This is a genomic window from Bradyrhizobium sp. MI1.11 (assembly GCF_055811255.1).
In genome coordinates this window covers 1-9,689 of sequence record NZ_JBVVPM010000111.1, presented here as the reverse complement: position 1 = coordinate 9,689, position 9,689 = coordinate 1, and the positions used below count along the sequence as shown (strand labels likewise).

Sequence of the window (9,689 nt, the reverse complement as noted above, 5' to 3'; positions counted from 1 at the left end):
GTCCATCCGGGCAACCCTCGTCGCAACATCGAGGGTGAGTCGCCTCATTTTGTGGGGGGACATACAGTCTAGCGGACATCCGGCCTCGAAAAAGACACCGCTTGTGATGGTAAGGTGCCTCTCCTCAAAATCATGGAAACGAGGTCGAGATGACCGACACCTCTCCTGCGAATGCTCCGTCTGCTTCCTCGATCCCCGCAGACGATCCTGGTCGCTGCCTGACGGTAGCCGATCCTGACGGCGCCGGCGTGCCGCATATCTCGGTGGCGGGCGGCACTTACACGATCCTGGTGTCGGGCGCGCAGACCGCGGGACGCTATTGCTTGGTCGATATGCTGGTGCCCGCCGGCGGTGGCCCCCCGCCGCATCGCCATGACTTCGAGGAAATGTTCTCGCTGCTCGAAGGCGAACTCGAGTTCACTTTTCGCGGAAAGTCGCACACCGTACGCGCGGGATCGACCGTCAACGTTCCGGCGAACGCCCCGCACGCGTTTAAGAACCTGTCCGGCAAGACGGCTCGCATGCTCTGCATGTGTACGCCGGCAGGACAGGATGAATTCTTTCTGGCGGTCGGTTTCCCCGTCGAAGGCCGCACATCGCCGCCGCCGAAGCCGACCCCGGAAGAGATGGCCGAGAAGGGAAAACTGATCGCGGCCCTGCTGCCGAAATATCGCACCGAGATCGTCAAGATGTGAGGCACATCCGCCTGACTGACAGCCAAGAATGGAGGCGGCCGCCGCAGAGTCGAGGCGGCCGTTCCTTTTCGCCGGTGATCGCTTGTGGCCCATCGCGATGGCTGGCACACGGCGGCGACGTGTCCGAAGCGAAAGGTAGAGCGGAAGTCGTCCCACTCGGCGGCCGACCGCCGCCTTTGACCCGAAGAAGAACGACGTCCGGAATCCCCTTGGTTGAAAATGTGCTATCATGCCTCTTGGGATAGCGTTTGCTGTCCCGGAAATCTAGGAGGACATGGCAGTGAAAGTCTCGGCACTTTTGTCCATGGGTATCGTTGTCGCGATCTTGTCGGTGGCGCCGGCGAATGCCCGCGATACTCAAAAGATCCAGAAACCACAGACAGCGCCGGTATGGAATCCAGGTGAGCCTTGGCCTCCCAAGTGGGCCACTTTCGAAGCTTGCCAGGCAGCCGGAAAGAAGTGGGCTTGGGATCTAAATGCCACTTCTCAATGGTGCAGCGCTCAATCGTACGACAGAGTGAGCGGCACCGTTCGCTGATGGCGAAGTTGGCGCGACAGAACAAGTTGAGGCCGCTCCAACGGGCGGCCTCTTTCATGTCAGCGCTAAGCCTGCGATGTCGCCTGTTGGCCATGAGCCAGCTCGCTAAAGCGAGCTGATCATGTCCGCTCCCAAACCGTGAGGAGGGGCAACGATGCCTTCGACCGCAGCATCATGTGCATGCATGACGGCAAGCTGCTGGGCGGCAATTCGGCCTTCGCGGATCTCGGAGGCTATGTCGAGCGCGACGGCGAGATCATCGCCGAAGTCATCACCGAACGCCACCGGCACCGCCGACAGCGGCGCGAAACAAAGGCCACCGCGAACACCAGAACAGGATAATGCGTCAGGTTTTCCATGGCACCGTCCACTCGACCAGAACGCCAAATCCCGGATAACCCTTCTGCGACACAAATCACATAACGCTTGTTGCTCACCCCGTCACCAATTCGCAGACGGCAACTGAGTCAATGCTGCTGACGCGGTTGCCCGAAGGCGAAGCTGGCGATAGCGTCCGGCAAGTCGGTGGTTGAGGCCAGACCGGACGTGGCGGAGACGCGACCAATTCGACTCGAATGATCCGAGTCGGACATCCTTTGATCTAGATCAACCCTGAAGTGTGTCGTTCCGGTTTCCCTACGCCTCAGCCTCGGTCAAAGGACCCAGTACCGGAAAATGCATATCGAGCGAAACAGCGTCGCAAATAAACAGAGTCACAAATGAAGCAACGCAGGCCGCTGATGTAGGGGCCCGGAGATCGTGATGCACCTGGCTGACACGAAATCGTCGTCGGACGACGGACAATCGTTCGAGCATCCAGCAGGTGAGGGGATGCTGTATGTGCCGGGCGGCACGTTCCGCATGGGTTCGGATCGGCACTATCCGGAGGAAGCGCCGGTCCACCGCGTCGCCGTGGATGCCTTCTGGATGGATTGCCATTCCGTCACGAACCGGCAGTTCAAGGCGTTCGTCGGGGCTACCGGCCACGTCACCGTTGCCGAGATCACGCCCGATCCAAAGGACTATCCCGGAATGCTCCCGCACATGGTCTATGCGGGCTCTCTGGTGTTCTCGCCGCCTGACCATCCGGTCAGCCTGCGGGACTTCAGCCAGTGGTGGACCTTCGCCAAAGGTGCGGACTGGCGGCATCCCTACGGACCGGGGAGCAAAATCCAGGGGCTCGACGATCATCCCGTCGTGCATGTGGCCTTCAGCGATGCGCTCGCCTACGCAAGATGGGCCGGCAAGGATTTGCCGACCGAGGCCGAATGGGAATTTGCGGCGCGCGGCGGACTGGACGGCGCCGAGTTCGCATGGGGAGATGAATTTACGCCTGACGGCCGTCATATGGCCAACACCTGGCAGGGCGAATTTCCGCGCCAAAACACCAGAGACGACGGATTCGAACGGACATCGCCGGTCACGGCATTCCCGCCGAACGGGTACGGGCTGCACGATCTGATCGGCAATGTCTGGGAGTGGACGTCGGACTGGTACTCGCCTCGGCATGAAGCCGACGCTGCAAAGGCCTGCTGCATTCCCGAGAACCCGCGCGGCGGCCGCGAGGCTGATAGCTACGACCCGAGAACCACCAACGTCAAGATCCCACGCAAGGTCATCAAAGGCGGCTCGCATTTGTGCGCGCCGAATTACTGCCGACGCTATCGGCCGGCTGCGCGGCATGCGGAGCCGATCGACACTTCCACAAGTCATCTTGGATTTCGGTGCATCAGGCGAGGAACCTCTGACGCATCTTAATGGGAGAGCGATGCCATGTTGAATTGCGTATTTGATGACAAGCTTTTGGTCGCAACGCCACGCAAGAAGCAAAGCTGGCTCAAGCGGTCCAGCGCAGCGCTGCTCGGTGCGACGATGATGATACCGTCGTCGGGATTGATCAGCACTCCTGTGGCTGCCCAGCCGGCGCAAAAGCCCAATATCCTCTTCATCATGGGTGACGACATCGGCATCATGCAGCCGAGCATCTACCATCGCGGTTTGATGGTCGGAGAGACGCCGAACATCGACCGCATCGGAAACGAGGGCGCGCTCTTCATGACTTATTATGCGGAGCAGAGCTGCACCGCCGGCCGCAACGCGTTTTTCACCGGCATGCATCCGCTGCGCACCGGCATGATTCCTCCGCAATTGCCCGGCAGCCCATCGTGGCTGCGGCCCGGTACGCCCGCCATTGCCAAGTTCTTGCTCGACCTCGGTTACAACACCGGCGAGTTCGGCAAGAATCATCTTGGTGATAATCCCGAGGCGCTACCAACCGCGCATGGTTTCCAGGAGTTCTGGGGGTACCTGTATCACCTCGACGCGATGCAGGGGGTGAGTTTCCCGGACATCAACAAGAGCCCGACCGTGCAAGGCATTGCGCCGCCGTGCAAGGCAACCCCGGTCCCGGGCCTTACCGATGTCCCCGGCGCCGTGGATCCTCGAACAACGACGTGCCTGACGCCGCCGCGGCCGGTGCTTGCGTGCAAATCGTCGGACGGCTCACAAGCAAACCAGAGCTGCAAGGACGAAGGTCCCTTGACGCTAGACCGTTCACGAAGCGTGGACGAAGAAATCTCAGCCAAGGTCATCGACTATCTTGATCGCAACGATCCCAAGAAGACCAACAAGCCGTTCTTCGTCTGGTACAACCCGGCGCGCATGCACATCACGACCGTGCTGCCGCCGAAATACGAGGCGATGATTGGCGAGCCGGGTGGCAAGGACTGGGGCCTCAACGAGGCCGGCATGAAGCAGATGGACGACAATATCGGCTATGTCCTCAAGAAACTCGAAGACATGGGCCAGCTTGACAATACCATCATCGTCTTCACGACAGACAACGGCGCCGAGAACATCACTTTTCCTGACGGCGGCACCACCCTTTTCAAGGGCGGCAAGCTGACCACCTGGGAAGGCGGCATGCGTGCCCCGATGGTCGTTCGCTGGCCGGGCCACATCAAGCCGGGCACGGTCAAGAGCGAGATGATGTCGGCACTCGACTGGCTGCCGACGTTGGTCGACATCGCCGGCGGGCCGAAGGGCGACGCTTTGAAGAAGCAGATCGAGGCTGGAAGCTACCCCGGCATCGTCAAGACAACGCTCGACGGCGTCGATCAGCGCGCCTATCTCGAAGGCACGGATAAATCCGCGCGCGAAGTCTTCTTCTACTACACCGGCGCGCAGCCATCGGCGGTACGCTACAAGAACTGGAAGATGTACTACACGATGGTGCCGGACACCGGGACCGGCGGGTTGTTCGGAGCGCAGAGCTTCCATTGGACGCAGGTCGCCAACATCAAGCGTGACCCATTCGAGCAGACGGTCGGCTCCGATGCCAAATCGTTGCTGGGCTATGCCGGTTCGATCGGCTCGCCGAGCACCGCCTACCTGTATGACTGGAATATCCTGCCCCTCGGCCAACTTCTCTGGGAAAAGGAGCTATTCTCTTACAAGGACTTCCCTCCGATGCAGGCGCCGGAAACTTACAACCTCGATGGTATCCTTGCTGAAATGAAGAAGTCCGGCCATCAGAGCGAGTGAACGAGGCGGGATAGTATGCCTTGATGATGTCTAAGCGGGCGGTCTTGAAAAAAGCCGCCCGTTGCAAGCACAATTGTGTCAGCGTCGGGTGCCGTCCCTTCAACTCCGATGATCCCCAAGGCTGCTGACGCCCCAAGGCTACTACTCCAATTTTTCTACCCTTTGCTACCCCAAGACTATCGGACGATCCAATCCGTCAACGCGACGCTGACAAGCCGATGATGCACTTGCTCTGCCGCGTTCGAGAGAACTGCAATAAGGATTGCCGTCATGTACAGACCGCTTGGGTCAATACTGCTGGCTACCGCAGCTCTAATGTTCAGCCCGTTGGTGCAGGCGCAACAGGCAACAGCACCGCGGGTTGCAGCCGAAACGCCGCGGTCGATGTTGGCAGCGCAGATTCGCTTGCAAGGTTTCACCTGTGACAAACCGCTCGGTGCCTCAAGGGATGCAAAACGCTCGCGTCCGGATCGGGCCGTCTGGATCCTGAAGTGCAGCAACGCAACATATCGGGTCACCCGCTCTCCCGACATGGCGGCGAAGGTCGAACCGCTGCTGTAAGCGACGCACTTCATCTGCCCCTGGTGGCCATGCGAGATAAGCAATCGATGTCAGCTTCTGGGCTCCTGGCCGAAGGCCGGTTGAACATGTGTCATATCGGCTGTCAGAGGCAAGCCGGACGCCGATCCAGGTTGGCGTCTTACCGCCGCAATGCGGACATTGGCGCGGATTTCGGATAGCTTCGAGATTAGGCTTTCTCTAGAATGGTTACGCAGCATCTTCCGGAGTTTCGCATGCAAAACTCGGTCAAGCACTTCGCCTCGGCGGTGGTGCTGCTTGCGTTGATGGGTTCGGCGACAGCCTTTGCGCAGCAAAACAATAAGCCCAACATTGTTTTCATTCTCGCCGATAATGTCGGTTACGGCGACCTTGGGTGCTATGGCGGCGGCGAGTTGCGTGGGGCATCGACGCCGCATCTCGATGCAATGGCCCGAGACGGATTGCGCCTCACACAGTTCCTAGTGGAACCGGCGTGTACCCCCTCCCGTGCAGCGCTGATGACTGGGCAATATTCGATCCGAAACGGTCTGTCGCTGATCGCTATTGAGGGTAGTCCCTATACGCTTCCCGCTAATGCCTTCACCATGGGCGAGATGTTCAAGAGCGTTGGTTATGCGACTGCGATCTTCGGGAAATGGCACCTTGGAAGTGCGCCTCAAAGTCTGCCGACCGCGCACGGCTTTGATGAGTTCTACGGTATCCCGCCGGACATTAGCTGGGATGCAGCAACATACCCGGCTACAATCGCGCTCACGCACTCAATCAATGAGCCGTACGAGACACTGCTGAAGACTGGGCCGCAGATCGTTGAGGCGAAGGCCGGAGGCCCGCTACAGGCGGTCAAGCCATTTACCGAGGACGTCCGCGCCAACATCGACGATGAGTTCGTGGACAGATCAATCGATTTTATGAGGCGCCAGAGAGCATCGGGACAGCCCTTTTTTCTCTATCTTCCTTTTTCAATGGGGCACTTTCCAAACTTGCCTTCTCAACAGTTCAAAGGAAAATCACGGATCGGCAACTACGGCGACAAGTTGATGGAGGGAGACTATCACGTCGGACAAATCCTAGATACGCTGAAGCAACTCGGCATCGACGACAACACAATCGTTGTCTTTGCCTCGGACAATGGCCCCCAGGGCCAGACCGCGCGAGAACACGGCAACCAGGGAACGCCTGATATGGGTAATTCAGGTCCGTTTCGCGGAGAGTTAGGCGAAGTCACTGAAGGAGCAATACGGACGGCGGGGATCATCCGGTGGCCCGGCAAAGTCAAGGCAAACACAACCACATACGCCATGTTCTCGATCATGGATTTCCTGCCGACCTTTGCCCACATCGTCGGTGCCAAGATGCCAACAGACCGCCAGATCGACGGGATCAATCAAGCCGATCTCCTGTTGGGCAACACGGCGACAGCGCCTCGCGAAAGCCTTTTGAGCTTTATCGGTGGAGATCTCGTCGCCGCGCGCTGGAAACAGTGGCGTATCTACTTCACGGACGTCCATCCGACCGGCATCGGACCACAGCGGCAGCCCGGCATGTTCTCCGCGAGTGCGCCGATGGCCGGCTACCCGAAGATTTACAACATTGAAATGGATCCGCACGAGGACCTCATCGTCGCGGCAATGTTTGGCTGGGTATCGGGTCCTGCGCTCAAAACTGTCGAAGAGTATTTAGCGACCCTCAAGAAACATCCAAATCCACCACCGCCGAACATCACGCAATTTCGTAGCGGCGGTTAAACTGGCTCGGCGGTTTGTCCGCTTCTGACCGTTGCGGACATTCTTGAGCAATATTGGGTGCCGCCAACATAACGCCGTGGGGCTTTTCTGCCGCCCTGATCCGATGTCGCTGTAGGGGAGTCGGTTCGCCACAGGAGACCGAAATGAAACGATCAATCGCGCTGTCGGCATTGCTAATAATTGGGTTCGCTGGAAGCCCTGGAAGGGCGAGTGACGTAGTCTATTGCCAATACGCTGGCTATCCGGTTGCTTGCATCGCACGGCCGGGATTCGGGGGCGCCCCAATTCACGACACTCGCCGAATTCCACCCGCAATTGATGCTCGCCCAAGCGGCCTTGTAAGGCAGGACTTGTTCGATCGGAATAACCCAAACAACCTACGATCGGATTGGCCCAGTCCACCTGCTCAACCGGGCGCGCTCTGAAAGTAGCACTGAGCTGATCATGGCCTGCGAGCAGTAGGATCAGACCCCGGTGGAGTGCTTCGGACTTTAGCCATTCAACGCTGCATCCGCTCGTGGCCCATTGCTTCAGTTTGCGCGGCGCAGCAGACGTCAGGAGGCGGAATTAGACCGGAAGTCATGGCCCGAGGAGTAAATCTCGCAATTGATCCATAACGCAGTGGTTACGTCATTCGCCCGGCGGTGGCGCCAGCAACCTGACATTGTACCTTGGTACAATGACCTGAGGGATATCCAATGAATATGGTCGCTCGTCGAACGACCAGCGGGCGAGAGAGGATTATTCAAAGAATTGATACGGAAAAAGAATTGATGCGGAAGGGGAACTGGCCATGTTTGTGCGTATCCCAACGGATCGACGACCTCAGCCCAATACGCTCGATGAATTCGGTTTGACGAGTGCATTCAACCGAATTATCGGCCTCGGTGAGTTTACATACCGAAAAGGCACTGAAATCTTCGGCGAAAAAGAGCCCGCTGTGTATGTCTATCAAGTCAAGCATGGTGCGGTGCGAAGTTACAAGTTGCTCTCGGACGGTCGGCGTCAAATCGGCGCCTTTCACTTAGTGGGCGATATCTTCGGGCTTGAAAACGGCGATGAGCATCGATTTACCGCAGAGGCGGTCGTCGAAACCGTCGTGCGCCTGATTAAGCGAGAAAGCCTTCAATTGGTAGCCGCAAAAGACGCGGTCGTCTCGCACAACCTACTCAGCATGATCACCCGCAACCTGGAGCACGCAGAAAACCATATGCTGCTTCTGGGCCGCAAGACCGCGGTAGAAAGGGTCGCCGCCTTCTTACTTGAGATGGATTTCCGCACGGGAGCAGACAAGATGTCGCTCCCCATGACTCGTCTCGACATTGCGGACTATCTCGGCTTGACGCTCGAAACGGTTTCTCGCGCGCTATCTAGCTTGCGTAAAGCGGGCGTCCTTACGTTCCTAGACCACGATCAGCGAGAGATCATGTTAAACGACAGGCGGCGGCTTGCCGATTTCGATCCGCAAGGACCGGCACAACACTGATACCAAAATGCGACGGGCCGTGCTGGCGACGATGAGAGATACACAGTCCCTCCACACCGATGACACCGACTATTTACTGAGAGGAGCTAAAGCGATGAGCCCATTGATTTAGCTCAATGGATTGCCGCGATCCAGGTTCAAGGCTCTGTGATGAACAAGCCGTCCGGATCCGATAAGCCCGAGCCCAAACCAACGCGCTTGGAGGAGGCGCGCCGGATCGTTGAGGAGTACGCGAATGACCTTCGCGAAATCATCCGGAAGCTGCGTGAGAAGATGAATTGAAGCCGATTGGATTTGCTCAAAGTTGAGTTCTTCGCATTTTGACCCAAGGCAGTCCCAATCTTGGCGGTGCGAGTTTTGCCGAAGTAGCACAGGCTCGCAAAGGCCGACCGACTACTACGAGACGTGGCATTGGGCCACGGTTCAAGCGCAAGGAGGAAGCCATGATAAATCTGAAAGTTCTTGGCGCGGTCGTTGTTGCGGCATTCGCCCTGTCCAGCTCTGCTGCACTGGCGCAGGCGGCCCTCTCCAATCCGGACGAATGCCAAGCTGAATTCGCCAGCTGCACGGGTTTAGGAACCGGGAGTACTCCCACCGGAGGTTATCGATATCGGCAATCAACTCGGCGAACGGCGTATCGCCAGCCGGCGGCGGCCGACGCTACCGTCGGCAGCTGGGGCAATTCCTACGCCATGTCCGGCGAGATGGGCTGGCACGGCAACTGGAATGCGTATGCTGCCCGCAACGGCATCGTCTGTAAGCCCGGCACCTATTTCAAGGGTGCTGACGGTCTGCGGCATCTCTGCCAATAGGTCATCCTCTCTAAGGCTGAATCAGACGGCCCCACAGGGCCGTCTGATTCATGCCTGAGGGTGGCACTCGTCCTGAGTGGGCGACAGCGTGGAGCCAGGCAGGCGTCAGTCTGCGGGAGCTGATGACTGCTTCTGGCCCATCGCCGCCGTCCGAGGGGCGGCTCGTCATGTCGGTTCTCAAGGCGGACCGGAAGTTTTGCACCCGAGCGCTCGACCGAAGCTTTTGACCCCAATGTATGGTCCGGCCGCGCGTTGCAAGAGGTTTCGTCAACCTGGCAGATGCGGTCTTGCATCAATGTATCCGGCCTC

The 9,689-nt window shown here is 58.5% G+C and carries 8 protein-coding genes; all 8 read left to right on the top strand.

Features of this window, described 5'->3' with window-relative positions; genetic code table 11:
- Positions 1 to 149: 149 nt before the first annotated feature.
- The 8 genes from AC0L30_RS41810 (at position 150) to AC0L30_RS41775 (ending at position 9,380) form a co-directional block, all read left to right on the top strand.
- Positions 150 to 695 (top strand): cupin domain-containing protein, encoded by a 546-nt coding sequence (locus AC0L30_RS41810; protein ID WP_219685721.1) that lies wholly within the window; start codon positions 150 to 152, stop codon positions 693 to 695.
- 718 nt (positions 696 to 1,413) lie between these two features.
- Positions 1,414 to 1,575: a hypothetical protein gene (locus tag AC0L30_RS41805; RefSeq protein ID WP_198288334.1), complete on the top strand. Its 162-nt coding sequence runs from the start codon at positions 1,414 to 1,416 to the stop codon at positions 1,573 to 1,575.
- A gap of 420 nt (positions 1,576 to 1,995) precedes the next feature.
- On the top strand, positions 1,996 to 2,991 hold the full coding sequence (locus AC0L30_RS41800) for a formylglycine-generating enzyme family protein (protein WP_219685709.1): 996 nt from the start codon (positions 1,996 to 1,998) through the stop codon (positions 2,989 to 2,991).
- Positions 2,992 to 3,105: 114 nt separating this feature from the next.
- Positions 3,106 to 4,776 carry an arylsulfatase gene (locus AC0L30_RS41795; RefSeq protein ID WP_219685713.1) on the top strand — a complete coding sequence of 557 codons (1,671 nt, stop codon included), beginning with the start codon at positions 3,106 to 3,108 and terminating at the stop codon, positions 4,774 to 4,776.
- A 270-nt stretch (positions 4,777 to 5,046) separates the two neighbouring features.
- Positions 5,047 to 5,337 (top strand): hypothetical protein, encoded by a 291-nt coding sequence (locus tag AC0L30_RS41790; protein ID WP_219685710.1) that lies wholly within the window; start codon positions 5,047 to 5,049, stop codon positions 5,335 to 5,337.
- Positions 5,338 to 5,570: 233 nt separating this feature from the next.
- Complete coding sequence (locus AC0L30_RS41785; RefSeq protein WP_007591814.1) at positions 5,571 to 7,082, top strand: arylsulfatase; 1,512 nt, start codon at positions 5,571 to 5,573, stop codon at positions 7,080 to 7,082.
- Between the two features lie 793 nt (positions 7,083 to 7,875).
- Positions 7,876 to 8,568 (top strand): helix-turn-helix domain-containing protein, encoded by a 693-nt coding sequence (locus tag AC0L30_RS41780; protein WP_219685711.1) that lies wholly within the window; start codon positions 7,876 to 7,878, stop codon positions 8,566 to 8,568.
- A 443-nt stretch (positions 8,569 to 9,011) separates the two neighbouring features.
- The gene (locus AC0L30_RS41775; protein ID WP_219685712.1) at positions 9,012 to 9,380 is read left to right on the top strand and encodes a hypothetical protein; all 369 of its coding nucleotides are present in this window, start codon (positions 9,012 to 9,014) and stop codon (positions 9,378 to 9,380) included.
- Positions 9,381 to 9,689 lie beyond the last annotated feature (309 nt).

Excerpts from the sequence above, each read along its gene's own strand:
- AC0L30_RS41810 (WP_219685721.1), top strand. The coding sequence starts at position 150 with ATGACCGACACCTCTCCTGCGAATGCTCCGTCTGCTTCCTCGATCCCC.
- AC0L30_RS41805 (WP_198288334.1), top strand. The coding sequence starts at position 1,414 with ATGCATGACGGCAAGCTGCTGGGCGGCAATTCGGCCTTCGCGGATCTC.
- AC0L30_RS41800 (WP_219685709.1), top strand. The coding sequence starts at position 1,996 with ATGCACCTGGCTGACACGAAATCGTCGTCGGACGACGGACAATCGTTC.
- AC0L30_RS41795 (WP_219685713.1), top strand. The coding sequence starts at position 3,106 with ATGATGATACCGTCGTCGGGATTGATCAGCACTCCTGTGGCTGCCCAG.
- AC0L30_RS41790 (WP_219685710.1), top strand. The coding sequence starts at position 5,047 with ATGTACAGACCGCTTGGGTCAATACTGCTGGCTACCGCAGCTCTAATG.
- AC0L30_RS41785 (WP_007591814.1), top strand. The coding sequence starts at position 5,571 with ATGCAAAACTCGGTCAAGCACTTCGCCTCGGCGGTGGTGCTGCTTGCG.
- AC0L30_RS41780 (WP_219685711.1), top strand. The coding sequence starts at position 7,876 with ATGTTTGTGCGTATCCCAACGGATCGACGACCTCAGCCCAATACGCTC.
- AC0L30_RS41775 (WP_219685712.1), top strand. The coding sequence starts at position 9,012 with ATGATAAATCTGAAAGTTCTTGGCGCGGTCGTTGTTGCGGCATTCGCC.